This is a genomic window from Pandoraea aquatica, assembly GCF_902459565.1.
In the GTDB taxonomy this organism is placed as follows: domain Bacteria; phylum Pseudomonadota; class Gammaproteobacteria; order Burkholderiales; family Burkholderiaceae; genus Pandoraea; species Pandoraea aquatica.
Genome location: NZ_CABPSN010000004.1, coordinates 476518 through 502493, shown reverse-complemented (window position 1 = coordinate 502493; position 25976 = coordinate 476518). Strand labels below are relative to the sequence as shown.

22 protein-coding genes and 1 tRNA gene are annotated in these 25976 nt (G+C 61.8%); 5 read left to right on the top strand and 18 right to left on the bottom strand.

The genetic code is table 11. The features are described from left to right. Positions 1-26: 26 nt before the first annotated feature. From PAQ31011_RS16565 to PAQ31011_RS16545, 5 genes are all read right to left on the bottom strand, one after another. Entirely contained in the window at positions 27-728 is a 702-nt protein-coding gene (locus tag PAQ31011_RS16565; protein ID WP_150576839.1) for a C40 family peptidase, read from the bottom strand. A 322-nt stretch (positions 729-1050) separates the two neighbouring features. Further along, on the bottom strand, positions 1051-2646 hold the full coding sequence (locus PAQ31011_RS16560; protein WP_150576838.1) for an ABC transporter ATP-binding protein: 1596 nt from the start codon (positions 2644-2646) through the stop codon (positions 1051-1053). Beyond that, positions 2643-3743 carry an ABC transporter permease gene (locus tag PAQ31011_RS16555; RefSeq protein WP_150576837.1) on the bottom strand — a complete coding sequence of 367 codons (1101 nt, stop codon included), beginning with the start codon at positions 3741-3743 and terminating at the stop codon, positions 2643-2645. Before PAQ31011_RS16555 ends, PAQ31011_RS16560 begins: the two co-directional genes overlap by 4 nt. Before the next feature lies 1 nt (position 3744). Continuing rightward, positions 3745-4800 carry a microcin C ABC transporter permease YejB gene (locus PAQ31011_RS16550; RefSeq protein ID WP_039399120.1) on the bottom strand — a complete coding sequence of 352 codons (1056 nt, stop codon included), beginning with the start codon at positions 4798-4800 and terminating at the stop codon, positions 3745-3747. A gap of 2 nt (positions 4801-4802) precedes the next feature. After that, complete coding sequence (locus PAQ31011_RS16545) at positions 4803-6884, bottom strand: extracellular solute-binding protein (RefSeq protein ID WP_246179613.1); 2082 nt, start codon at positions 6882-6884, stop codon at positions 4803-4805. Between the two features lie 237 nt (positions 6885-7121). Between PAQ31011_RS16545 and PAQ31011_RS16540 the strand changes: the two genes are divergently transcribed. After that, positions 7122-8015, top strand: a complete 894-nt coding sequence (locus tag PAQ31011_RS16540; RefSeq protein ID WP_246179612.1) for an aspartyl/asparaginyl beta-hydroxylase domain-containing protein — start codon at positions 7122-7124, stop codon at positions 8013-8015. A gap of 106 nt (positions 8016-8121) precedes the next feature. Here PAQ31011_RS16540 and PAQ31011_RS16535 read toward each other — a convergent pair whose 3' ends face one another. From PAQ31011_RS16535 to cysS, 11 genes are all read right to left on the bottom strand, one after another. Further along, positions 8122-9117 (bottom strand): aromatic/alkene monooxygenase hydroxylase subunit beta, encoded by a 996-nt coding sequence (locus tag PAQ31011_RS16535; RefSeq protein WP_150576836.1) that lies wholly within the window; start codon positions 9115-9117, stop codon positions 8122-8124. Between the two features lie 107 nt (positions 9118-9224). Next, positions 9225-9485 (bottom strand): toluene-4-monooxygenase system B family protein, encoded by a 261-nt coding sequence (locus PAQ31011_RS16530; RefSeq protein ID WP_150576835.1) that lies wholly within the window; start codon positions 9483-9485, stop codon positions 9225-9227. Positions 9486-9509: 24 nt separating this feature from the next. Next, positions 9510-11015, bottom strand: a complete 1506-nt coding sequence (locus tag PAQ31011_RS16525; protein WP_150576834.1) for a ferritin family protein — start codon at positions 11013-11015, stop codon at positions 9510-9512. Positions 11016-11425: 410 nt separating this feature from the next. Next, positions 11426-12676, bottom strand: coding sequence for an MFS transporter (locus tag PAQ31011_RS16520; protein WP_150576833.1), 1251 nt, complete (start codon positions 12674-12676; stop codon positions 11426-11428). A gap of 157 nt (positions 12677-12833) precedes the next feature. After that, positions 12834-13175: an FKBP-type peptidyl-prolyl cis-trans isomerase gene (locus PAQ31011_RS16515; protein WP_039399124.1), complete on the bottom strand. Its 342-nt coding sequence runs from the start codon at positions 13173-13175 to the stop codon at positions 12834-12836. Between the two features lie 121 nt (positions 13176-13296). Beyond that, a tRNA-Ser gene (locus tag PAQ31011_RS16510) sits at positions 13297-13390 on the bottom strand. Between the two features lie 269 nt (positions 13391-13659). Then, positions 13660-14910 (bottom strand): aspartate kinase, encoded by a 1251-nt coding sequence (locus PAQ31011_RS16505; protein ID WP_150576832.1) that lies wholly within the window; start codon positions 14908-14910, stop codon positions 13660-13662. A 506-nt stretch (positions 14911-15416) separates the two neighbouring features. Continuing rightward, entirely contained in the window at positions 15417-16859 is a 1443-nt protein-coding gene (tilS, locus tag PAQ31011_RS16500) for a tRNA lysidine(34) synthetase TilS (protein WP_174990159.1), read from the bottom strand. 115 nt (positions 16860-16974) lie between these two features. After that, the gene (locus PAQ31011_RS16495) at positions 16975-17943 is read right to left on the bottom strand and encodes an acetyl-CoA carboxylase carboxyltransferase subunit alpha (protein WP_150576830.1); all 969 of its coding nucleotides are present in this window, start codon (positions 17941-17943) and stop codon (positions 16975-16977) included. Between the two features lie 195 nt (positions 17944-18138). Beyond that, positions 18139-19203: a DNA-3-methyladenine glycosylase family protein gene (locus PAQ31011_RS16490; protein WP_425495115.1), complete on the bottom strand. Its 1065-nt coding sequence runs from the start codon at positions 19201-19203 to the stop codon at positions 18139-18141. 170 nt (positions 19204-19373) lie between these two features. Next, positions 19374-20777 (bottom strand): cysteine--tRNA ligase, encoded by a 1404-nt coding sequence (gene cysS / locus PAQ31011_RS16485; RefSeq protein ID WP_150576828.1) that lies wholly within the window; start codon positions 20775-20777, stop codon positions 19374-19376. A gap of 256 nt (positions 20778-21033) precedes the next feature. Here cysS and PAQ31011_RS16480 point away from each other — a divergent pair, with 256 nt between their 5' ends. The 4 genes from PAQ31011_RS16480 (at position 21034) to PAQ31011_RS16465 (ending at position 23833) form a co-directional block, all read left to right on the top strand. Continuing rightward, positions 21034-21750: a tetratricopeptide repeat protein gene (locus PAQ31011_RS16480; protein ID WP_246179611.1), complete on the top strand. Its 717-nt coding sequence runs from the start codon at positions 21034-21036 to the stop codon at positions 21748-21750. Positions 21751-21814: 64 nt separating this feature from the next. Next, a complete protein-coding gene (locus PAQ31011_RS16475; RefSeq protein WP_425495112.1) occupies positions 21815-22420 on the top strand; it encodes a peptidylprolyl isomerase in 606 nt (201 codons plus the stop codon). Positions 22421-22465: 45 nt separating this feature from the next. Then, complete coding sequence (locus PAQ31011_RS16470; protein ID WP_150576826.1) at positions 22466-22960, top strand: peptidylprolyl isomerase; 495 nt, start codon at positions 22466-22468, stop codon at positions 22958-22960. A gap of 63 nt (positions 22961-23023) precedes the next feature. After that, complete coding sequence (locus tag PAQ31011_RS16465) at positions 23024-23833, top strand: UDP-2,3-diacylglucosamine diphosphatase (protein WP_150576825.1); 810 nt, start codon at positions 23024-23026, stop codon at positions 23831-23833. Positions 23834-23926: 93 nt separating this feature from the next. On the opposite strand, the gene cysE is transcribed toward PAQ31011_RS16465, so the two are convergent. Together cysE and PAQ31011_RS16455 are read right to left on the bottom strand one after the other, a co-directional pair. After that, the gene (gene cysE / locus PAQ31011_RS16460; protein ID WP_150576824.1) at positions 23927-24700 is read right to left on the bottom strand and encodes a serine O-acetyltransferase; all 774 of its coding nucleotides are present in this window, start codon (positions 24698-24700) and stop codon (positions 23927-23929) included. 326 nt (positions 24701-25026) lie between these two features. Further along, the gene (locus tag PAQ31011_RS16455) at positions 25027-25845 is read right to left on the bottom strand and encodes an RNA methyltransferase (protein WP_150576823.1); all 819 of its coding nucleotides are present in this window, start codon (positions 25843-25845) and stop codon (positions 25027-25029) included. Positions 25846-25976: the final 131 nt, after the last annotated feature.

Here is a 25976-nt window from a genome sequence, read left to right as displayed (position 1 = left end):
CCGCACCGTTCGCGGGAATCGACGACTTACATCGGGTGGTCGTTCTTAAACAGCTGCTCGACGCGCGTGAGTTCGGCGCTGGCCTTGAGCGTCTCGACACGGCGAGCGCCGTTGTAGCGCGCCGACCAGTACGATTCGCGCAGGTCTTCCACGCGGATCTTGCCGCCCGTTGCCGGGGCGTGCACGAACTTGTCGCCACCAATATAGATACCGACGTGGGAGAAGCTGCGACGCATGGTGTTGAAGAACACCAGATCGCCCGGCTTCAGATCGGTCTTGGCAATGCGCTCGCCCACCTGGCTCATTTCTTCCGAGCGGCGCGGCAGCATGAAATTGAGCGTGTCCTGGAACACATAGCGCACGAAGCCGCTGCAATCCAGACCGCTGTCCGGCGTGTTGCCACCGTACTTGTAACGAACGCCGATGTAGTTCAGCGCGCCAAGGACGACGTCCGACGCCTTGTCCGTCACATTCGACAGCAGCTTCTGCGCACGTTGCACACGCGACTCTTCGACGACCGGCTGAGCGGCGTCGGTGGCCACGGTGGTGACGTTGGCGGTGTTCGGGGAAGCGTTGCTGGCTTGAATGGCGGCTGCGGCAGCACGAGCTGCGGCAGTCGGACCATTGTTGTAGTCGTCAGCCTTCGCCGTCAACGAGGCGGTGACGAGGCCAGCGGCAGTGAACGCGAGAAGGAGTGTCTTGCGGGTGCGCGGAGGTTTCGTCTGCATTGGTCGCCGGGTTGGTTGAGTCGGATGGCCGATGAGTAGCTCGTCAGTTGCAACAGGATGCTGCTGTGTTGAAAACCTTCGAGTCACGCCCGGCTGACCCACCGCCGAACTTGTTGTATGCACCGACCTCTGGCGAGACCGGTTAACTCGTTGAATAATCAACTTAATTGGTACGCGATAGTAATGTGAACGTCACATGATGTCAAAAGGTAATAGAAAAAAACAATCAGCGCAATCAGGAAATTTTCATTAACAATCAATCGTTTGCGATTTAGCCGATGTTCTGCGACGTTATGTGACGTTTCACGGTAATGTCACGGACCTACAGCATGGCCGCCGCGACCAGTTCCCGGGTGTAGTCGTTCTGCGGATCAAAAAATACCGATTCCGTATCGCCCTGCTCCACCAGATGCCCGTCCTTGAACACCAGAACCCGGTGCGCCATCGCCCGCATGACCGCCAGATCGTGGCTGATGAAGAGGTAACTCAGGTTGTACTTGATCTGCAATTGGGCCAGCAGATGGAGCACCTGCTGCTGAATCGACACATCGAGCGCGCTCGTCGGCTCGTCCAGCACGAGAATCTGTGGATCGACGATCAACGCCCGGGCAATGGCAATCCGTTGCCGTTGACCACCGGAAAACTCATGCGGGTAACGCGACATGGCACGCGCGTCGATGCCGACTTCGCGCAGCGTTTCCGCCACCTTGGTCCGCCGCTCGTCTTCGCTCATCTGCGGGCGATGTAACGCCAACCCCTCGCCCACGATCTCCTCGATCGTCATGCGCGGCGACAGAGAGCCGAACGGGTCCTGAAACACGATCTGCATGCGCGAGCGCAACGTGCGCTGCTTCGTGCCGCGATACGACGCCAGCGGTTCGCCCTGAAACTCGATCTGTCCCGCGCTCGTGTGCTGAAGACCGAGCATGGCCATCGCCAGCGTCGTCTTGCCCGAGCCCGACTCGCCGACCACGCCCAGCGTCTCGCCCTGACGCAGCGACAAATCGACCGGATGCACCGCCCGGAACCGCCCGCGCCGGAACCAGCCGCGCACGCCCGGCTGCGCCGTCGCGTAGTCCACCGTCACCCCTCGCCCTTCGAGCAACACCGGCGCAATCGGCAGCACCGGATGAATTTCCCGTTGCGGGCGGCTGTCGATGAGCTTGCGTGTGTACGGATGCTGCGGATTCGTGAATAGCGTCTCGGTGTCGGCGCACTCGACTAGCACGCCCTTCTCCATCACCGCCACGCGTTGTGCGAAGCGTCGCACCAGATTCAGATCGTGCGTGATGAGCAGCACCGCCATACCGCGCTTCTCGGCGGCGTCGCGCTGCAACTCCAACAGCAATTCGATGATTTGCGCACGGATGGTGACGTCGAGCGCCGTGGTCGGCTCGTCCGCCAGCAGCAGCTTGGGACGGCAGGCAAGCGCCATGGCGATCATGGCACGCTGCCGCTGACCGCCCGACAACTCATGCGGGAAGTGCGACACGCGACGCTCCGGCTCCGGAATGCCCGTGCGGCGCAGCAGTTCGATCGCGCGCGACTTGGCGTCCTTCTTGGAAAGCCCTTCGTGCAGCTCCAGCGCCTCGGCAATTTGCTCACCGATCGGATAGAGCGGATTGAGCGCCGTCATCGGCTCTTGAAAGATCATGGCGACGTCGTTGCCGCGCAGCCCGCGCATTTCGCGCTCGCTCACCGAGGCGAGATCCACGCCGTCGAGCAGAATGCGCCCGTGAATCTGCACGTCCTGCAACAGACGCAGAATGGCGAGCGCCGTCACGCTCTTGCCCGACCCCGACTCGCCGACCAGCGCGACGCGCTCGCCACGTTCGATGGCAAGGCTCACATCCTTCACGGCTTCGGTGTCGCCGAAGCGCACCGAGAGGTTTTCGATACTGAGGAGCGGCGCGTTCACATCGCCCCCCCGGCCGCAGCCTGCTTGTCTGCGACACGCGTGTCGAGCGCATTGCGCAAGGCGTCTCCCATGAACGTGAGCAACAACAACGTGAGCACGAGTACGACGAACGTCGCCAGCGAAATCCACCACGCGTCGAGGTTCGCCTTGCCCTGATTGAGCAGTTCGCCAAGGCTCGGTGTCGGTGGCGGCACGCCGAGCCCGAGGAAGTCGAGACTGGTGAGCGCCAGAATCGCCCCACTCATGCGAAACGGCAGGAACGTGATGACCGGCGTCATGCTGTTGGGCAATACGTGACGTCGAATGATCTGCCAGTTCGACAGCCCCATCGCCCGCGCCGCGCGCACGTAATCCAGTTGACGATTACGCAGGAATTCGGCCCGTACATAGTCGGACAGGCCGATCCAGCCGAACAGCGACAGCAGCACGAACAACAGCCACAAATGCGGCTCGAAGATCGACGCGAAGATGATGAGCAGATACAACTCAGGCAACGAACCCCAGATCTCGATCAGCCGTTGCAACGTGAGGTCGATGCGTCCGCCGTAAAAGCCCTGCACCGCGCCGGCGAGCATGCCGAGCAGCGTGCCCGAGACCGTGAGCGCCAGCGCGAAGATCACCGACAGCCGGAAGCCGTAGAGCAGCCGTGCGAAGACATCGCGGCCGCGGTCGTCCGTCCCCAGCCAGTTCTCGGACGACGGCGGCGCCGGATTCGGCACCTTCGCAAAGTAGTTGATAGTGTCGTAGCTGTAGCGCACCGGCGGATAGATCGCGAAGTTATCGCCCGCGCGAATGCGGTCTTCGATAAAAGGGTCGAGATAGTCCGTCGGTGTCGGGAAGTCGCCGCCGAAGGTCGCTTCGGGATACGTCTTCACCAACGGGAAGTACCACTGCCCTTCATAGCGCACGACCCACGGTTTATCGTTCGCGATGACCTCGGCAAACAGGCTGATACCGAACAGCACGACGAAGGCGACGAGGCTCCAGTAACCGAGCCGGTGGCTACGAAAGCGCCGCCAGACGCGCCAGCGCGGCGAGCGCGAAGGCGATGCGGCATAGGACGTCGGGCGTTGCGATGGCGTGGCGGATCGGGTCACGTCAGTGCTCCACTCGATCGAATTGAATACGCGGATCGACCAGCACGTAGCAAAGGTCGGAGATGAGCTTGGTCACCAGCCCGATGAGCGTGAACAGATACAGCGAGCCGAGCACGACCGGATAGTCGCGGCGCTGCACCGATTCGTATGACAGCCGGCCCAATCCGTCGAGCGAGAACAACGTCTCGATCAGCAGACTGCCCGCGAAGAATGCGCCGATGAATGCCGCTGGAAAGCCGGTGATGAGCGGAATCAGCGCATTGCGGAACACGTGCTTGAACAGCACCTTGCGCTCGGACAATCCTTTGGCACGCGCCGTCAGCACGTATTGACGGCGGATTTCGTCGAGGAATGCGTTCTTCGTCAGCATGGTGATGACGGCAAAACTACCGACCACGGACGCGGTCACCGGCAACGTGATGTGCCACAGATAGTCAGTGATCTTCGCCGGCCACGACAGATCGCTCCAGTTGTCCGAGACGAGTTCGCGCAACGGGAACAACTGCCAGAACGTGCCGCCGCCGAACAGCACCAGCAGCAACACGCCGAGCACGAAGCCGGGGATGGCGTAGCCCACCAGCACGACCAGACTCGTGAGCGTATCGAAGCGAGACCCGTTGCGCACCGCCTTGGCGATACCCAACGGCACCGATATCAGGTAAGTGAGGAAGAACGTCCATAGCCCCAGCGAAATCGACACTGGCAGCTTCGAGACGATCAGCGACCACACGCTCTGATGATGGAAATAGCTCTGTCCGAGGTCGAAACGCGCAAAGCGTTTGAGCATGAGCCAGTAGCGCTCCATCGGCGTCTTGTCGAAGCCGTAGAGTGCCTTGATCTGGGCGAGCTGCTGCGCATCGATACCGCGACGTCCGCGATAGTCGCTGCCGCCTCCGCCACCACTGGCCTCGCCGCCACCGCCGCGCCCCTTGAGCTCGAGCATCACCTGCTCGACGGGGCCGCCGGGCACGAACTGAATCACCGCGAAGGTCAGCGTAATCACGCCGAGCAACGTCGGAATCATGATCAGCAGTCGTTTGAGAATGTAGGACCACATGATTAACGGGTCACTCCTTTCGAAGCTGCTGAGTCTGCTGAAGCTGCCGAATCGGCTGAAGTTGCCGGAGCAGCCGCGTCTCGCGGCGAACCACTCCCTGCCGTCGCACCGCCGTCCCACCACATCGAGACGAGCCAGCCTTCGGCGGTGAAGTACAGTGGCAATTTTTCCGGGAATTGCAGATTGCGTTTGTACGCCATGCGATGCGTCGACGAGAACCAGTGCGGCACGATGTAATAGCCGTGCATCAGCACCCGGTCGAGCGCGCGCGCGGCGGCTACGAGATCGTCGTACGTGTGCGCACGCACGAGGCTGCCAAGCAGCGAATCGACGGCCGGATCCTTCAGGCCGATCACGTTATCCGAACCCTCCACATTCGCCGACTGGCTGCCGAAACGATCAAGCAGTTCGGTGCCGGGAATCTGCGAATCGGGATAGCGCAGCGAGATCATGTCGAAGTCGAACGTCTCGATGCGCTTTTGATAGAGCGCGAAATCGCTCTGACGGAAATTGAGTGTGATGCCGAGCTTCGCAAGATTGCGGGCATACGCCGACGCCACCGGCCCCATCGCGCCGCCATCGTCGAGAAACTCAAAGACGAACGGCTCGCCCTTCGCATTGCGCAGCGCGCCATCGCGATACGTCCAGCCCGCCTGCGCCAGCAGTTCGCGCGCCTCGCGCAGGTTATCGCGCAGGCTCGCAGGAGGCGTGGTCGTCGGTTGCACGACCATCGGTCCGAACACGGCCGGATCCAGCTTCTTGCGCAGCGGTTCGAGCAGCTTCAACTCCGCCTCGCTTGGCATGCCGCGCGCAGCGAGATCGCTGTTCGTGAAGTAGCTGTAAATGCGCTGATACTGGTTGTAGAACAGTTGACGGTTGAGCCACTGATAGTCGAGCGCGAGATCGAGCGCCTTGCGCACACGCACGTCTTTGAACAAGTCGCGCCGCGTGTTCACAATGAAGCCCTGCATGCCCGCCGCATTGTGGTGCGAGAACTCGCGCTTGATCAACTCACCATCCTTGAAGCGCTTGCCGACGTAGCTGCGCACCCAACTCCGGGCGCGGTATTCGGTGATCGCGTCGAACTCGCCCGCCTTGAAGCCTTCGAGCCGCACGATGTCATCGGAGTAGAGCTTGTAGACGATGCGCTCGAAGTTGTAGGTGCCGCGTCGCACCGGCAGGTCGTTGCCCCAGTACTTCGGATCGCGTCGGAAGGTGATGCGACGCCCGCCATCGTACGATTCGATCAGATAGGGACCGCTCGCCACCGGACGCTCGAAGGTCAGCGCATCGAAGGCCTTTTTCTTACCGTCCGCCCCCACGCTCCACTTGGGCGAGAACACCGGCACCGACGCCACGAGCAGCGGCAGATCGGGGCTCACGCGTTTGAAGTCGAACCGCACGCGGCGGTTGTCGAGCACGCTCACGCCCTTCACGTCAGCCAGCATCACCTTGAAGCCGGGGGCCGACTGAGGACTCATCAGCGTGTCGAAGGAATACTTGACGTCCTGCGCCGTGACCGGGTCGCCGTTGTTGAAGCGCGCGGCCGGGTTGAGGTGGAACGTGACAGAGGCCCCGTCGGGGGCGACGGCGATATCGTCCGCGAGCAGGCCGTAGACGGTTGCGGGCTCGTCGGCGCTGCCGATGCCGAGTGTCTCGAACATGAGTCCGGACACGCCCGGCGCAGACGTGCCGCGCAACGTGAACGGATTGAATTTATCGAAGCTGGTGCGGCGATCCGGGTTCGCGAGTGTCAACGTGCCGCCGCGCGGCGCATCGGGATTGACGTAATCGAAATGCGTGAACCCTTGCGGATATTTCGGCTCGCCGTACTGAGCGATGGCATATTTCGCGTGGGCCGGGGACGTCGCAAGGAGACCGGCAGCCAATGCCGCAGCGACGGTCGCGGCGCGCGACACCACCAGTACTCGGGAGATGCGCCGGAAGCCAAAACGAACGGCGCGAACGGATGAGACGGCGAGATCGGCGCGCGGCGTCGGGACAAGCGCTGACGCCAGAGAGGTCACGAAACTGCGGAGCGAGCCCCGGGTCGTGTGTGGATGCCGTGTTGTGCGCGCGTTCATGCGTCTCCTGTGTTGGTCGGCCAGCGCCAGCCTGCCCCGGGGTCCGGACGCATCCAGCCCCACCCCTTCGATCCGCCCGAAACATCCTGTAACCACGCCCTCACGCACATTTCCCGCATGAGGCTTGGCGTCACGGCCGGACCGCGCGACAATTGTACCCAAAAGCCCGGCGTTCACCGCACTGAAAGACACAGGCTCGCCGGCCTGGTTCCCTCATTTCCGCCCTGGAGGCCGACGTTGAGTGCCACACGATCGCCCGTGCAGAACCCCAACCGTACCCTGCCCCGCTGGCTCGCCAAATTTTTCTTTCAGTGTGTGGAAGCGGCGCAACGCAGCATTGCCCGTCACTCTCTGGTCGGCGACAAGCCGATTTTCGATAACGCCCAGTTCCCCTGGGTCGAAGCGATCGAGGCTCAGGCACCGGCTATCGCCCGCGAACTCGAAGCTGTCCTCGCCACGCCGGGACGTCTGCCCGCGTTCCACGAGATCTCTCCCGACGTCGCCACCATCACGCAAGACCATCAGTGGCAGACGTTCGTCTTCCTCGGTTACGGCATGCGTGCCGAGCGCAACCTCGCACGCTGCCCGGCGACCGCCGCCGCACTCGATGGCATTCCCGGCCTTCGCACGGCCTTCTTCTCGATCCTGTCGCCGGGCAAGAAGATTCCCCTGCATCGCGGCCCGTATAACGGCGTGCTGCGCTTGCATCTGGCATTGAAGGTGCCGCGCGAGCGCGAGAAGTGCTGGATCGAGGTCGACGGACAACGCTATGTCTGGCAAGCGAATCGCGCGGTGATCTTCGACGACGCTTACGAGCATCAGGTGCACAACGACACCGATGAGACGCGTGTCGTGCTGTTTGTCGACTTCGAGCGTCCTTGCAAAGCGCCTGTCTCCTGGCTCAACAAGCTGCTGCTGTCGTTTGCCCCGCTCACCCCCGAGTTGCAGCAAGCCAAGACCAATCACGAGAAGTGGGAACGCGATTACTACGCGACGCCTGCGCCAGCGGCGCCCGGATCACCAACGGCACGGGCCGGGGGCGCGGCGCCAGCTCACCCGTCGACCGACAGCGCAGAGACCCCTGATGCTACAAACGCCGAAACAGTGGTCGACGAACGCGCTCACAGTTGATGCATCACAAAAAAACGCCAGCGAATGACCTTCGCTGGCGTTTGTCGCTTGATATCGAATGCACGGACCGAACAAGTGAACGCGTGTGTCTGAGGGGGCGCTTAAGTCATGAGGAGGACAAGCCCATGCCACGTCTGAAATCGCGTGCTGCCGCGATGGTTTCCTCTTCAGCTTCCTGCACATCGGGCAGCGCCGAACAATAGCGGGACACCGCATCGTCGGCCAGAGGCTCCCACTTTTTCAGCCAGCCCGCGATGACGGGCCGGTTCGCCTCCTGTGTCAACGCCATTTCCACAAGCTTGGCGGCCCAACGTCGATGTCGTTGAGCGTCGGCAAGGTCAGCGTCGATCAACAACCCAAGCAACGTATCACCGTTTTGTCTGGCCGCCTGGCCCAGGCCGCGCAACACTGCACCTTCTACTGCCGGCCTGACCACCAGATTCAGTGCTACAAAGCTCTCGCCCCAGTCCCAGGCAACAAGCGCATGCTCGACAAGCTTGCGCCAGCCCTGCCATGCCGGGCCTTGCTCCCAGTACCGGCGCTCGTCGCTACCGAATCCCATTTCCTTGAACGTGGAGGAAAGCTCCTTGGTTCGGTACGCCGTGTGCGTCAACCAACGCAGGGAGTCGGCGGCCTGAAAGACCGCGCAATTCACAATGGTCGAGGCTGGTGCCATCTGCGCCAGATACGCAGATCCCATCTGCAGGGCATGGAACAAGAAACGTGCCGGGGTGTATAGACGCGCCAGCGTACCGGCCCAGTGGCGCTCAAGCATGACGTCGTGCCCCCGGGCGGAAAACTGGTCCAGCAGGCCAAACACATAGGCTTCCTGTCCGTCCTGGAGCAGATTGTAGGTGCGATACACCAGCTCGTCCGGATCACGAAATGCTTCCCAATCGGGGTGCTTCAACGCTGCGCCATGGCGATATTGCCTGAACCATTGCGCCATCTCCATGTTCGGATCCATCTCGAACGGGGCGTCCGGATTATCTCCGTCATACGTGAGATTGGTCGATACGATTTCGTATTCACTCGGTTTGCGCCGCCGCGACGCCAGATGACTCCAGGTCTTCAACGGCTTCAGGACTTCGGAATCGTCCATTTCCGCCTCGCATCAAAGTAATTGCGTGGATTAGAACCGGACACGATCGTCCGCCGTTTCGATCCGGCCGGTCAAGAGAACAAACTTTCCGGAGTCGCGTGGCCCACTCACTTATCGCAAAAAATGAATTCAAGCGCCTCCATCGGCTTAATGTCCGTTTCGATCAACTTTGCCTCTCGTGGAAAGAACGACTCTTCCCCCTGGCGACGCACCCTCACCACTTTGCCCGGCCGTGGCGCGACGCGCCGGCCAACGGAATGAAATGCGGCCTTGGTAGCCACTTCGTCCATCGTATCTTCGGTGTCAACGGTGACCAACTGCAGCACAAAGTCGTACTGAAAGTTTGAAATTACCGAAAAGTCCGCCATATGCGCGCTCCCATTGCCCCAGCCTCATGCGGCCTTTCGCTCGTAAGGGTTATTGCGGTAGGTTTCAACCCAGCGGTATCCGTGCGCGTCATCGCCCATTTCACCCGGAGCCAGGCCCATATATTTGAAAGCGCCGGCCAAATCGGGCGGGACAATCTTGCCTGCGAGCAAGCGGTCCGACAGACTCAAGTGATCACGGTAACGTGTCGGATCCTGCTCAAACACCCACCGTTCGATTTCCGAATTGAAGTGATAGGTGCGGCCGTTATAGTCCAGAGGATGGTCCTTTACACTCCACCCGTCGCCAGGGATCGCGCAGATCGGCAACTGATTCACGTTGCAGATGATCGGAACCGTCTCGGGCAATGTCAGTTCATGCTTTCCAGCCAGCAGATTCTCGATGATGACGTCCCAGGCTTTACCAAAGGTGTCGTTCCATCCCGGGTATTTTTCCTCGAGCCAGTCGCGACACCCGTGCGTCACGCCGGCCGCCGGATTCCACGACATGGCCGGGCGCCAGAACCATGCGGCAAGCTGATAGGCATGGTGCTGATACTGCGACTCAGCGATCATCTGATCCCAGTACCACGGGCGGGAAAGCCCCATCTCGATCAGCGAACGTTCAAATTGATCGAAAATCCATTCCTGCATGAACTCCCGGAATGACTGCTTTCTGCGATCCAGGGGCATCCCATAATCCATCGACGTCCCGGCAGGCACACAGAACATGCACCAAGCGCGTGCGATGGCGATATCGACAAGCTTTTGTGCCTGCGCCACTTGGCCGTTGTCGATCATGATTCTCAGCACCGAGCCGCCGATCTGGGCATGACGGGCTTCGTCGGTCTGAATGCTGGATATCAGGCTGGAGAAGGTGAAATCCCCGACCTCGACAGCATCGGAGGCCAGACCGAGGAACTGCATATTGGTGAAGCTCGTTTCGAGCCCAAAGCTCAGCATCACTGCGATTTCGGCCGCGCTACGCGAGTGAGCCAGATCATCGGCCCCAGAACGCGCCGCGATACCGGCTAACGAATTGGTGTGGAGAAGCTTGTGCACCCAATCGAACTGTCGGTCTTTCGCACAGTATTCATGGGCGAAATACAATTGAATTTGCGTATGCCGGCTCTCGTCGAGCATGCCGAAGGTCGCCATATTCCGCATACCCGGCGCGCGGCCGAATCGCACCATGCGCGCCTGTACATGCATACCAACGTATTCGACCAGCGCCAGAGTGCTGTAGTGAAGCTTGAGAACCGACAACCACCCCGGGTCCGCGTTCTCGTACATTTGGCTGCGCTCGAGTGCTGCCTTGACAGAATAAACGCCAGCGTCCTTGTCACGTTGTACACGCACATACTCTGGATAACTAATCTTGTACGGTTCGTCGAACGCCTCCCAGCTTTCGACCGCAATACCCATACTACCCGTCATCAGATCCGGGAATAATTCCGACTCTTCTACATACGTCGGAGTCCAATTGGTAGACCGGGCGATGTCGTACCATTCCGAGCGTTCCAATAGCGCCATGACTGAATATGGGCACTTCCCGGCTGAGAAGGAATCCGCGCGCAAGAATTCTGCTTATTTGGTCCGTTCTATTTCTATTTGCACCCGTCTGCCAACGCAACCTTTCGACACCCATCCTTTGCAAGGGTTAAGAAATAACCAATGGCTGCTTCGCCATTAACACTCCCCGCATCCACTCGAACAACGTATCTATTAAGTTCGCAACGTTCATGTGGAGGTTAGTCGAATGGTTTTCTGAACTCTATGGAATGACGGGCTTTTAGGTGATTCGCTGAATTCCGGAATCTGCACTCGATCAGACAGGCCGAATCGCCATCGATTTCGACGTCTTTTGCCGCAAACCGCACGAATGCGAAACTATTGCGGGAAAAGAGATAAGTCGCTGCGACCACTCCGATCATCCGAATCGCTCACGACTTCCGACCCGATTGCGCGAGCGTGTCCTGCGCGGGTGGCGGGACGAAATTCGCCGCAAGCACCGCCACGAGCGCCGCCGCCAGCATCGCACCGATGCCAAGCGCAGCATCGCCGAAATGCAAGTAGGCGAACTTCACCGCTTCGATCACGGCCACCGCAACGACGATGGTGATCATGCTGAGCATGCCTGCGACCGTCGCCCGGTTGGGACTATCGACGGCGAACAGCGACTGGCGATACACCACGCCGTAGCACATGCCCATGCCGAACGCATGCAGCGTCGTGCCGATGAGCAACGCCGGATAGCCCGGTGCGAGGATGGCCGTTCCGATGAGCGACACCGCTGCTCCGATCAGCATGGCCGCCACGCCTGTCGCCAGCAGACGCCCGTTCGACCAACGCCCGACCTGACGCGCGAGCAGCACGTTGCCGAGAATCAGCGCCGCGAACACCGGCACTTGCAGCATGGCGTACTGCATCTGCGACAGCCCGGCACGCTCGATCAGGAACACCGGGCCTAGCGCGATCCAGGAGAGCAACGGCGTCACCGCCAGCCCCGTGAGCACCGCACCGCGCCAGAAACGTCCACTGGACAGCGGCAGCTTATAGCCCGCCCACAGCTGCTTGGCGTTCAGCGCGTTACGATCGTGACGCGACAGCTCGGGCATCGTGCGATACAACCCGACGAACGAGAACACCGCGACGATGGCGATCAGCCAGAAGATGCTGCGCCACGGCCAGAACGACACGACAGCGGCACCAGCGAGCGGCCCGAACAGCGGCGAGAGCAGCGACACGTTCGCCATGAGCGCCATCACACGCACAGCGGTCTTCTCTTCGAACGCCTCATGCACCGTCGGATACCCCACCGTCAGCACGAAGCAGCAGCCCATGCCTTGCAGAAAGCGCAGCGCAATGAACTGCGGCATCGTCTGCACGTAATGCACCGCCAGACACGCGACGATGAACATGGTGAGGCCGGAGAGCAGCACACGACGACGACCGAAGCGGTCGGCGAGCGGGCCGAGCAGCCATTGCAGACTTGCGTTGCCGAGCATGGCGGCGGTCAGCGCCAGCGTGGTCATTTCCGCAGACGCGCCGAACTCGCGCGTCACGAGCGGCATGCCGGGCATGATCATGTCGTTCGAGATGTAGACCGCGAACTCGAAGAGCACCAGCGAGAAGGGGAACCAGAATCGCGAGACAGGGGACCTGGGGGAAAGCGGACTTACAGAGTGAGACACCTCGTAAAGGCTCCTTTGTGCAACCCACGCTCGTGACGTCGGCCCACATGTATTTGAGAACTCCAAAAGACAACACCCCCGGCGCCTTCGAGGCACCGGGGGTGTCTGTTGCTTCGACTGTGCCGCCTCAGTGTGGTTCGGGCGGCGTTTCGATGCTTCAGACGTCCAACAGATCAACCTCGAAGACCAGGGTGGCGTTCGGCGGAATCACGCCGCCTGCGCCGCGTGCACCGTAGCCGAGTTCGGCCGGAATAATGAGCTTGCGCTTGCCGCCGACCTTCATGCCGGCAACGCCTTCGTCCCAACCACGAATGACCATGCCGCCGCCGAGCACGAAGGCGAACGGATCGTTGCGGTCTTTGCTGGAATCGAATTTCTTGCCGTCGGTCAGCCAGCCCGTGTAATGCACGGTCACGGTCTTGCCCGGGGTGGCTTCAGCGCCATCGCCCACTTGCAGGTCTTCGTATTGCAGGCCGGAATCGGTAGTGACAGTCGACATGGTTGTTCTCGCTCGAAGAAGAGAGGATATCGACGCGCGAGGTATCGCCAACGCGCGAACTCGGGAAAGAAAAAACCCCCGGCTCTCCGCGAAGAGCCGGGGGTGTTCCGCCAAGGCGACTTGGCGGAGACGGAGGGATTCGAACCCTCGATCCAGGTTTTGGCCCAGATGCTCCCTTAGCAGGGGAGTGCCTTCGACCTCTCGGCCACGTCTCCCAAACTTGTCGTCGCACCAGGGAGGTGATGCGACGAGACCGTGATACTACCGGCTGTTCTCGATGCCGTCAAACATTATCCGCATCGAAACCCAACTTTTTTTGCGTACCTGTCATGCACCCGACACGTACACGGGAATTTTCCCGCATCGCTGCCCGAAAATTCCGTTGCGCGCCGCATGCATCACGCTCACATGCGGCCCGCTTTTTTTGCCATCCGAAGCGACGGCGTGCGATCGATGACGACCGCTCAGAACCGCTAACGATCGATTACGCCTGATCGAGTTCGAAGGCCTTATGCAGCGCGCGCACGGCGAGCTCCATGTACTTCTCGTCGATCAGCACCGAGATCTTGATCTCGGACGTGGAGATCAGCTGGATGTTGATGCCCTCTTCCGACAGCGTGCGGAATGCCTTGCTGGCGATACCCACGTGCGAGCGCATGCCCACGCCGACGATCGACACCTTCGACACCTTCGGGTCGCCGATGACTTCGGCAGCACCGATATGGCCTTGCACGTCGCTTTGCAGCAGCGTCATGGCGCGCTGGTAGTCGCCACGCGGCACGGTGAACGTGAAGTCGGTCTTCCCTTCGACGCTCAGGTTCTGGATGATCATGTCGACATCGATGTTCGCGTCGGCGATCGGGCCGAGAATCTGGTACGCAATGCCCGGGCGATCCGGCACGCCACGCACGGTGATCTTGGCCTCGTCGCGCTGGAATGCGATACCCGAGATGATGGCCTTTTCCATTTGTTCGTCTTCCTCAAAAGTAATCAGCGTGCCCGAGCGCGCTTCTTCGTCGAGCGCGATCATCGGGTCAGTCAGGCTCGACAACACGCGAGTCTTGACTTGGTACTTGCCGGCGAATTCCACCGAGCGGATCTGCAGCACCTTGGAACCGAGGCTGGCCATTTCCAGCATCTCTTCGAAGGTCACCTTATCGAGGCGGCGAGCCTCGTCGACCACACGCGGGTCGGTCGTGTACACGCCATCGACGTCGGTGTAGATCAGGCACTCATCGGCCTTGAGGGCCGCCGCGACCGCAACCGCCGAGGTGTCCGAGCCGCCGCGACCGAGCGTGGTCACGTTGCCGTTCGGATCGATCCCCTGGAAGCCGGTGATGACGACCACGCGGCCGGCATCGAGATCGGCCATGACGCGCTTGTCGTCGATTTCCGAAATGCGGGCTTTGGTGAAAGCGCTGTCGGTCTTGATCGGTACTTGCCAGCCGGCATAGCTCACGGCATCGACGCCGGCCTCTTTGAGGGCCATTGCCAGCAGGCCAACGCTCACTTGCTCGCCCGTGGCGGCAATGGCGTCGAGTTCGCGCGGATCCGGATTGGCCGAAATTTCTTTGGCCAGGCCCAGCAGACGATTGGTTTCGCCGGACATCGCCGACGGCACCACCACCATCTTGTGACCGGCCTTATGCCACTTGGCCACGCGCTTGGCGACATTCTTGATGCGCTCCACCGAGCCCATCGACGTGCCGCCGTATTTGTGTACGATCAGAGCCATAACATTGCTAACACATTGATTTAAAACCGTTTATGAATCCTGCGCGGATACCCCTTCATGGGCATCGGTGACGTTTCGATTCGCGGAACTTTTGATTATCGCACGAATGTATCGCGTTGGCGTCGGTTTGACGCACATTGCGCTGCGATGAACCCACGAAGCCGCATCCGGCAGCAGGTTATGCTGAATTTCGCGGAAGTTTTGGTCGGTGGTGCCTCGTTGCCGCTTCGGCTCCGCTCAATTTCCTTAGGGCCGAGGAACACGCAGGTTTGTCGCTCCGGCCGCCTCCCGCTCAGCTCTCTCAAGCTTCCGGGCCGCGGGGATTGGCGGCACCCGGCTAGGCTCCACTGAAAGCTGGAACACGCAGGTTTGTCGCTCCGGCCATCTCCCGCTCAGCTCTCTCAAGCTTCCGGGCCGCGGGGATTGGCAGCACCCGGCTAGGCTCCACTGAAAGTCGCTACGCCAGGTGCCGCCAATCCCCGCCACTCAAACGTCCGAATCCCGCTTCACGCCTCGTCGCGCCACTCCATCACCCATCGCTTACCACCCGCTTCTCGCTGCGCGGCGCCGTCAACGCCAAGCCTCGGAACGAAGACGATCACCCCCGCCTGCCACACGACCGGTACGCTTCTTAACCAAGCCGCGACACCTCGACTCTGATACCAATGCTTCAGCGACCGTGAATGCCCCTGCGCATGCTCTCTCCACCGCTCACCACCCGCCCTCGCCTTTGCGACCAATGGCGATGCGCGCAACACGCGCTCGTCGATGCTGCCCGGCATCTCTTCGTCACCCCCCACCGGCGTGAAGACGATGCTGCCCTTCCACTGCGGTAAATGCCACGCTCGTTCGCCCGCCCAGCGCAGCACGACGTCGGACGCCACATCGTCCGGGTCCGCCACCTCGTAAATCGCCGTCCACTGCAATTCATCGCGATACAACCGCAGTACCGCTTCGCCATGCGGCAATTCGATCGACGCCTCCGCCTGCGCATCGCGAATCTGACGTACCCACTCGTCGAGGCGCGCCTCCGGTGGCGTCGCCAGGCCCCGACGTGCGGTCCAGTAACGCAAGAGGTTCGCCAGACGTGCAGCATCGAGGCCCTGCAACTGCGTTCGCTGCAAACGCTCGTCGTCGCCCCGTACATTCGGCACACGCGCCCTCTCGAAGTCGAGCTGCGCCAATTGATCGAGCAATGTCTGCGCCTGCGCAGCATGACGCGCAAATCGCGCCAACGTCTCGCGATACGCAGGCACATGCGACGCAATCGCAGGCATTACGTCGTGACGCAACGCGTTGCGCAAATAGTGACGATCTTCGTTGGACGGATCTTCGACCCACGTCAACGATCTCGCCTTCGCGTACGCATGCATCGTCTCGCGCGAAACGTCGAGCAACGGACGCAATAGACGCAACGAACGCACACGATCCGAGCGACGCCCGACGACCGGCAGCGCGCTTTCCGACGCCATCGCGGCCACACCCGGCAACCCGGCACCGCGCAGCATCTGCAAGAGCACGGTCTCAGCCTGATCGTTGGCGTGATGCGCCGTCATTAACCCGTCGACGCCGTGCGCCAGGCAGATCGACGCCAGCGCTTCGTAGCGCGCCGCACGCGCCGCCCCTTCGATACCTTGTCGCGCATCTCTCGGCACACTCACGCGGCGCGCTTCGAAGGCGAACCCACGCAGGCGCGCTTCGCGCTCGCACACGGCGAGCCAGTCGTCGGCCTGCTCGGAAAGCCCGTGGTGAATGTGGATGGCCAGCGGCTGCGGCGACGTCTCGCCCGCCTCACGGCGCTTTTGCAGCCAATGCGCCAACGCGTCGAGCAGCACCATCGAATCGAGGCCACCACTGAGTGCGAGTGCGAGACGGGGTGCAGGTGATGAGGGGGAATCGCCATGCGACAGGACGTGCGCCGCCATCGCCAGACGTAAAGCGACGTCCACATGTGCAACTGCCGCGTCGCATCGGGCAGATGCGAACGCGGCAGCAGAGGAATCGTGATGAGGCATCGGATTCGGCGTCATCGCCACCACGGGCGACGACGCATCGGAATGCGCTTTACTTCGCGCCGGCTTCCTTGAATTTGCCATAGCTCATCAGGCGCTCGAAACGACGCTCAAGCAGTTCCTTGTGGCTCATGCCCTGGAACTGACGCAGCGAATCGGCCAGCGCACGCTTGAGCATGCCGGCCATACCGAGCGGATCGCGTTGTGCGCCACCCAGCGGCTCGTTGACGATCTTGTCGATCAGGCCAAGTGCCTTCAGGCGATGTGCCGTCAGACCCAGCGCTTCGGCAGCCTCGGGGGCCTTCGCTGCGCTCTTCCACAGAATCGACGCGCAACCTTCCGGCGAAATCACCGAATACGTCGAGAATTGCAACATCATGACCGTATCGGCCACCGCCACGGCCAACGCGCCGCCTGAACCGCCTTCACCGATGATCGTGGTGATGATCGGCGTCTTGAGTTCGGTCATCGCGTACAGGTTGTGACCGATGGCTTCCGACTGACCGCGCTCTTCGGCATCGATGCCCGGATAAGCACCCGGCGTGTCGACGAACGTGAAGAGCGGAAGACCGAACTTCTCGGCCATCTTCATCAGACGCAAGGCCTTGCGATAGCCCTCCGGACGCGGCATACCGAAGTTGCGCATGGCGCGTTCTTTGGTGTCACGCCCCTTCTGATGACCGATGACCATACAGGCCTGGCCGTTAAAGCGTGCCATGCCGCCCACAATGGCGTGATCGTCCGAGAAGGTACGGTCGCCATGAAGCTCATGAAAGTCGGTGAAGATGTCGCGCACGTAATCGAGCGTGTAAGGACGCTGCGGATGACGTGCGATCTGCGAAACCTGCCAGGGCGACAGGTTTGCGTAAATGTCCTTGGTGAGCTGCTGGCTCTTCTTGGAGAGGCGCTCGATCTCTTCGGAAATATCGACGGCTGAATCGTCTTGCACGAAGCGCAACTCTTCAATCTTCGCGTCGAGTTCGGCGATCGGCTGTTCAAAATCCAAAAAGGTGTTCTTCATCAGGTTTCCCCGGAAATGCGGCAGCGTATTGTACCGCCGGTAACGTCTACCCGGATGAGATAGGCAACTTTCATCGCCTGTCGACCCGCAATAGCCGTCAAAAATGACTGGATGAGACGGAATGGACGCGGATTATACGTCCTCGCGTCTATAGATACCGTAAATGATCGCGATCGATCAGCACGATCAGCAATATCAGTACTCGACCGGCACCGGCTCGAGACTCCGCCACATGTACCACGTGGCGACGGAGCGCCAGGGCTCCCAGTTGGCGGCGACTTCGCGCGCTTCGCTTCGCGTGACAGGCTCACCGCTGAAATAGTTGACGCTGATGGCGTTGATCAGCCCGACATCGTCGAGCGGCAGAACGTCGGGACGCAGCAGGTTGAACATCAGGAACATCTCCGCCGTCCACCGGCCGATGCCACGGATACCGGTCAGCTCGGCAATGACGGCCTCGTCGTCCATGCTCGCCCACGCGTCCACGTGCAGCGCGCCGGACTTGAAATGCGTCGCCAGATCGAGAATGTACTCGGCCTTACGGCGCGACAGCCCACAACCGGCGAGCGCGTCGTGCCCCGCCTTGATGAACTGCGACGGCGAAAGCTTCGGGCAGATCGCCACAACGCGATCCCACACGGCCTGCGCCGCCTTCACGGAAATCTGCTGGCCGACGATGGAGCGCGCAAGCGTGACGAACGGCTCACCGCGCCCGGTCAGATGCGCCGGGCCAAACTGGGGAATCAGCTTCTTGAGGATTCGGTCGCGCTTCATGAGATCGGCACACGCCTGATCCCAGAAGTCGGGACGCGTTGCGCCCGGCGCAACCGGCAAGGGCACAACGCCCGTCACCGCCTGCTCGACCACCTCATGTTCGAGACGTTCGATCTCCGGCGTGACGATGCGCGTCTCGCCATCGCGCTTGGCGATAACGCGCCGCGTGGTGGCAACGCTGGACGCGTCCGGCTTCGCTTCCGCTCCCGATTTCGCGGCAGATTTCGCGGCAGTCTTGCGCGGCGTCTTCACCGGCACCTTGGATGCCGCCTTCTTTGCGACGACCGGTTCGGCCTTCTCAATCTTCCCGGCCTTGGACACCGAAGCCTTGCGGGCTGCGCCCACGCCGGACGACTTCGCAGGCGCCTTCGCGGTCTTGCCCGCCGCCGCCTTGCCGGCCGGCTTGATTTTCGACTTAGCTGCCGGCTTAACCGTCGGCTTAGCTGTCGACTTGACGGCCGCCGTTCGCGTCGCGGTCGAACCGATCGAGCCGGTCGACTTCAGCGGGCTGCGGCGCGCGCCGTCGACCGGTGCCGACACGGGCTTCGCCGTCGTCGAACCTTTTGCCGAACGCTTGGCCGCCGGGGTCGCGGTTGCGACCTTCGCGGCTACGGATTTACGAGTCACCATGAGTGTTTTGCCTCGATGCGTCGCGCTCAGGCACGACGCCATTCGGTGGCGCCTCCGGGACGGTCTTCCAGCACGATCCCCTCGGCCAGCAACTCGGCACGAATGCGATCGGCTTGCGCAAAATTACGATCACGCTTGGCCTGAGCACGCGCTTCGATACGCGCCTCGACCGACGCGCGCAGTGCATCGCCATCGCCGGCATCCTCATCGCCCGCCGCCCCTTGCAGGAACGACTGCGGATCGCGGCCGAGCAGGCCCAACGTCGCCGCCAGCCCCTGCAACTGGCGCACCAGCACAGGATCACGCTGCTTGTTGATTTCGCCAGCCAGCTCGAACAACACCGAAATGGCAACCGGCGTGTTGAAGTCGTCGTTCATCGCCGCGGCAAATCGCTGCGCGAACGGCTCGTTCCAGTCCAGCGGCGCACCGTCGCTCGCTGCATCCTTGAGCGCCGTGTACAGACGCGTCAGTCCGCCGCGCGCATCGTCCAGATGGACATCGCTGTAGTTGAGCGGACTGCGATACTGGGCGCGCAGAATGAAAAAGCGCACGACTTCGGCGTCGAACTTCGCCAGCACTTCACGGATGGTGAAGAAGTTGCCGAGCGACTTGGACATCTTCTCGTTGTCCACGCGCACGAAGCCGTTATGCATCCAGTAATTGACGAACGTCTCGCCCGTCGCCCCTTCGCTCTGCGCAATCTCGTTCTCGTGATGGGGGAATTGCAGATCCGCACCGCCACCGTGAATGTCGAAATGGTTGCCGAGCAACTGGCAGCTCATGGCCGAGCACTCAATGTGCCAGCCCGGACGGCCAGCGCCCCACGGCGATGCCCACTTCGACTCTTCCGGCTCGGTGTCTTTCGCGCGCTTCCACAACACGAAATCGAGCGGGTCCTGCTTTGCCGTATTCGCCGCCACGCGCTCGCCGGCGCGCAGGTCTTCGATGGACTTGCCCGACAACTGGCCGTACGTCGAGAACTTGCGCACGGCATAGTTCACGTCGCCGTCTTCGGCCTGATAGGCGTAGCCGTTGCGTTGCAACGTGCCGATCATGTCGACCATCTGCGGAATGAAATCGGTCGCACGCGGCTCATGGTCGGGACGCTGAACGCCGAGTGCATCGGCGTCTTCGTGCATCGCAGCAATGAAACGCGTGGTCAGTTCGCGCATCGTCTCGCCGTTCTCGACCGCGCGTTTGATGATCTTGTCGTCGATATCCGTGATGTTGCGCACGTACGTCACGCGATAGCCGAGCGTGCGCAACCAGCGCTGCACCATGTCGAACACCACCATCACGCGCGCATGACCAATGTGACAGTAGTCGTACACCGTCATCCCACAGACATACATGCGAACTTCGCCGGGAACGAGGGGTGCGAACGACTGTTTATCTCGCGCGAGCGAGTTGTAGACACGGAGTGAATCCATAGATATGCGCTTGACCGGGCGGCAACAGCGCTGGACGCTGCGACGATATCCCCGTGTGAAACGAGAGCGATATCGCGAGGCGGGCTGCGCGCCGTGCGGTAGAAAAAACGAACCTGCGAACCGCCTCCACCGCCACATCGAGAAATGGCGCGGGCCGGGCGCAGGTGTTTTGTTAGAATGCGGCCGAGTATAGCATCTCTTGCGCACCTCTCAGGTATCCCAAGCACCCACTATGACGCAACGAAGCCGGTCACTTTTGTCTCCCCTGACGCACGTTCCTTCGCGCCTTCTTTCCCACGTGCGCCCGGTCGCCGCCGTCACGCGCAGCGCGCGCGCACTCACGCTCGCGGCAGCGACGCTCGGCGTAGCCAGCGCGCTCTTCGCGCTGCCCGCCGGCGCGCAGGCCATCACCGATCCGCCCCCGCCCAAACCGCTGCAAACGCCGCAGCAAGCGAGCGAATCGGCCATCAACAAGCTGGTCGAGGCGGACAAGTTCAACGACGCCCTGACCAAGATCGACGAGCATCTGAAGCAGTACCCGCGCGACGCGCAGGTGCGCTTCACACGCGGTCGTGTGCTGATGGAAATGGGCCGTAATGCGGAAGCCATCGACGTCTTCACGGCACTCACGCAGGACTTCCCGGAACTGCCCGAGCCGTTCAACAACCTGGCCGCGCTCTACGCGCAGGCCGGCGAGTACGACAAGGCACGCGCCGCGCTCGAGAGCGCGATTCGCAACAACCCGAACTTCGCCGTCGCATATTCGAATCTGGGCGACATCTACGCCAAGCTCGCGCAGCAGGCTTATCAGAAATCTCTGAAGCTCGCGCCGACGGCTCGCGTATCGAACCGCGAAAAGCTGCTGTCCAACATGCTGACCCCGCAACGCGCCGCGCCTGTCAGTCAGACGCCGTCGCCGCAAAAGCCCGGTGAGGACGCCGCCGTGAAAAACATCGGCAAGTCGGGCAACTAAGCCCGGGCTGGCGACTCGAACTCCGTTCCACCTTCCCCCTTCTCATCGATACAGGGAGACACGCATGTCCTTTCCGAATCGCCTGCGTCGCGCCATGCTCGGCGGCGTTGCCACCGTGGCAGCGGCCGCAGCTCTGACGGGTGCGAGCCTGCCGGCCTTTGCGCAAAACGCGCAGCCCCAGGTGCAATTCAAGACCTCGCTGGGCAATTTCGTGGTCGAAGTCAACCCGAAGGCAGCGCCGAAGACGGTCGAGAACTTCCTTCAGTACGTCAACGATGGCTTCTACAACGGCACGATTTTCCATCGCGTGATCAACGGCTTCATGATTCAGGGCGGCGGTTTCACCCCGAACATGGACCAGAAACCCACGCGCGCCGCGATTCCCAGCGAATCGAAGAACGGCCTGAAGAACACCATCGGCACCATCGCCATGGCCCGCACGTCCGATCCGAACTCCGCGACCGCGCAATTCTTTATCAATGTGAAGGATAATGCGTCACTGGATTACCCCAACCCGGACGGCTTCGGCTATACGGTATTCGGCAAGGTGGTGTCCGGCATGGACACCGTCGAGAAGATCAAGGGTGTGGCCACGAGCCGCAAGGGCATGTATTCCGACGTGCCCGCCACGACGGTCGTGATCGAATCGGCCAGCGTCGTCAAACGCTGAAAATCCTCCGGCCCGCCGGGATCATTTCATTAGAAGGAAAGCATCATGGTTGAACTGCACACCAATCACGGCGTCATTCGCATCGAACTCGACGCAGCCAAGGCACCGAAGACGGTCGAGAACTTCCTGAACTACGTCAAGAACGGCTTCTATGACGGCACGGTATTCCACCGCGTCATCAACGGCTTCATGGTTCAGGGTGGCGGTTTCGAAGCCGGCATGAAGCAAAAGGCGACCGAAGCGACCATCGAAAACGAAGCCAACAACGGCCTGAAGAACGACAAGTACACGCTGGCCATGGCCCGCACGAACGATCCGCACTCGGCCACGGCTCAGTTCTTCATCAACGTGAACGACAACGACTTCCTGAACCACAGCTCGCCCACGCCGCAAGGCTGGGGTTACGCCGTGTTCGGCAAGGTCGTCGAAGGCCAGGAAGTGGTCGACGCCATCAAGGGCGTGAAGACCGGCTCGAAGGGCTTCCACCAGGACGTGCCGGTTGAGGACGTCGTGATCGAGAAGGCTGTGATCGTCGCCTAAGCGCCCTCAAGCGAGCTGCGACACTCGATGCCAGTATCGACTGCGCGGTGCCCGCAATGCCCCGTGACACCACGGGGCGACGGGCCCGCGCTTTTCATTTCCGATCTTCACCTGTCGCCGGCCCTGCCGCAGACGGTGCAAGTCTTCGAAGACTTCCTGCGCGGTCCCGCGCGTGAAGCGTCCATCCTTTTCATCCTCGGCGATCTGTTCGAATACTGGATCGGCGACGATATGCTCGATGCCGACCGTGGCTCCGAAACGCCCCCTGCGTCGACCGCCCCTGCCAGTGAACCGCTCGGTGTATTTGCGCGTCGCATGACGGCCGCGATGGCGGAACTCTCGGCCAGCGGCGTGCCCATCGCGGTGATGCGCGGCAATCGCGACTTCCTGCTCGGCAAGCGCTTCGCACAAGCAGCGGGCGCGGTCATGCTCGACGATCCCTGCGTATTCTCGTTTCTCGGTCAGGCGCTCGTGCTCAGCCACGGCGACCAGTTGTGCACCGACGACGTGGGCTACCAACGCTTTCGCCGCGTTGCGCATTCGCCGCTCGGCAAAGCCTTCTTCCTGACGTTGCCGCTGCGCGTGCGCATGGGGATTGCGGATCGCATCCGCCGACGCAGCGCCGCCAAGGGCGCGCATCGCATGGCCTACGCCGACGCCAATGCAAACGCCATCGCCGCACTGCTCGACGCTGCCGGCGAGCGCACGCTGGTGCACGGCCACACGCATCGTCCGGCACGCCACGTCGACGGGCGACGCGTGCGCTGGGTGCTGCCCGACTGGGAGTTCGACGTGGACCCGCCACGCGGCGGCTATCTGCAATGGGACGCCCACGGCCTGAGGGCTGTCGACCTCGCGCCCTCTGCGACGTAAGCGCCTCGTCATATGAAAACGGCTCGTTGCTAACGAGCCGTTTTTGTTTGAATCCCTAATGCCGACGTGATGCCGACGTGACGTCCTGTCGCATTACATGTCCTGAATTTCCTTGCCCAGCTTGCGCAGTTCTGCCGTGTCAGTCTTGCTCGCGCCGAGCGCCTCCAGATGCGCGCCGAGCTGGTTAAGCGCCGCCACCATGACATCGATTTTGTGCGACTGATCCGTGGCGTTCTCAATCAGTCCGTGAATCGCGAGCGAGACGGGGTCATCGGCGTTGGGCGTGATGCCGTACGCCGAGAACTCCGGCTTACACTCGCCCTCGCCAACCTTTGTGCCTTCGCGCGGCGCACCGGGACGCACGATGCGCGCCGGATTGCCCACCGCCGTGCCACCCGCCGGCACCGGTTTGACGACCACCGCGTTCGAGCCGATCTTCGCGCCCTCACCCACCGTAAAGCCACCGAGCACCTTCGCGCCCGCACCGACGATCACCCCCGCCTCCAGGGTCGGGTGACGCTTCGCGCCGCGCGTGAGCGACGTGCCACCGAGCGTCACGCCCTGATAGATCGTGCAGTCGTCGCCGATCACCGCCGTCTCCCCGATCACCACACCCATGCCATGGTCGATGAACACGCGCCGGCCGAGCGTCGCCCCCGGATGAATCTCGATGCCGGTAAGAAAGCGCGCGTATTGCGAGATGTAGCGTCCGCTCCACTTGAAACCCGACGTCCAGCAGCGATGGGCCACCCGATGCAGCATCACGGCATGCAGGCCGGGATAGCAGGTGAAGACTTCCCAGTTGCTACGGGCAGCGGGATCTTTTTGCCGGATGGCGGCGATATCTTCGCGAAGACGAGTGAACATAAGCCTGAGTCTGTCCTGTCGTGCGGCGTCCGGCCGTCTTGGGGACGGATCGTCGCGTAATAGCGGGTGATTCCGGGAGTGCAGGAATGCAGCGATGTGCAGCGCGGCGGCCGTGGCAGGCGCCGCATTGCAAAATGGCGAAGCGGTGACGCACGCCGACGAGGCAACGCGTCACGCGGGTCAGCGCAGGGCTAACAACAGTGGACGTGGTAAGGCAGAGAGGCGGCGCAACGCTGGCGCAAACGATTCATATCCGCGAAAGGCGATAAGTTTATGACGGGCATATGACTACCGATTGTAGGGCCTTTTCACGATATTTGCAGCAATCAGCGGCGCACCTTGCGCTCCAGGATGTGCTTCGAGATGCCGCGCAGGATGTTGACTTCCTCGCGCTCCAGATGGCTCTTCGCGAACAGACGGCGCAGTCGCGTCATCAGCTTCTTGGGATTGTCGGGGTCGAGAAAATCGAGTTCGACGAGTGCGCGCTCCAAATGCGTGAGCATGCCTTCGACGTCGTCGCGTGTCGCCAGCGCGTCGTGCGAAGCGGCATCGGTCACCGGTGTCGCTACCGTCACGACCTGTGGTGCATCACCACGCGCCTGCGCCAGACACGCCATGCGCATTTCCCAGGCGATCAGTTGCACAGCCTGCGAAAGGTTGAGCGAGCTATAGACCGGATTCGCAGGGATGTGCACAAGCGCATTGCAACGGTCCACGTCCGCGTTCGACAAACCGGTGCGCTCGCTGCCGAACACGAACGCCACGGCCTCCCCCTGCCCCGCATGTTGCACAGCGATGGCCGCACTCTCGCGCGGCTCGGCGTTCGGCGGCCCGTACTCGCGCGAGCGCGCTGAGAGCGCCACTGCCCAGCTCACGCCCTGCAAAGCCGTCACGAGATCGGGCACGATCAGCGTGTTGGCGAGCACGTCGTCGGCACCGCTGGCAAGCGCGATCGCCTCGGGATCGCGCAGAACGTCCGACCCGGCGCGCGGCGCGGCCAGCACCAGCCGCCCAAACCCCATCGTCTTGATCGCTCGCGCGGCCGAGCCGACGTTGCCGGGATGACTCGTCTCGTTGAGCACGAAACGCACCTGATCGAACAACGGCGACGAGGAATGGGTAGCAGACGGAGCAGACTGGGACATGAGACGGCGATGGACGGGAATCGGGAGCGGGAGCGGAAACGACAGCAACAGCGACAGCAGACAGACAGCGCAGCACAGGAACCTGCGACGGCGCACAACGGCGCTATTTTGCCTGATTCGGCGCGGTGCCG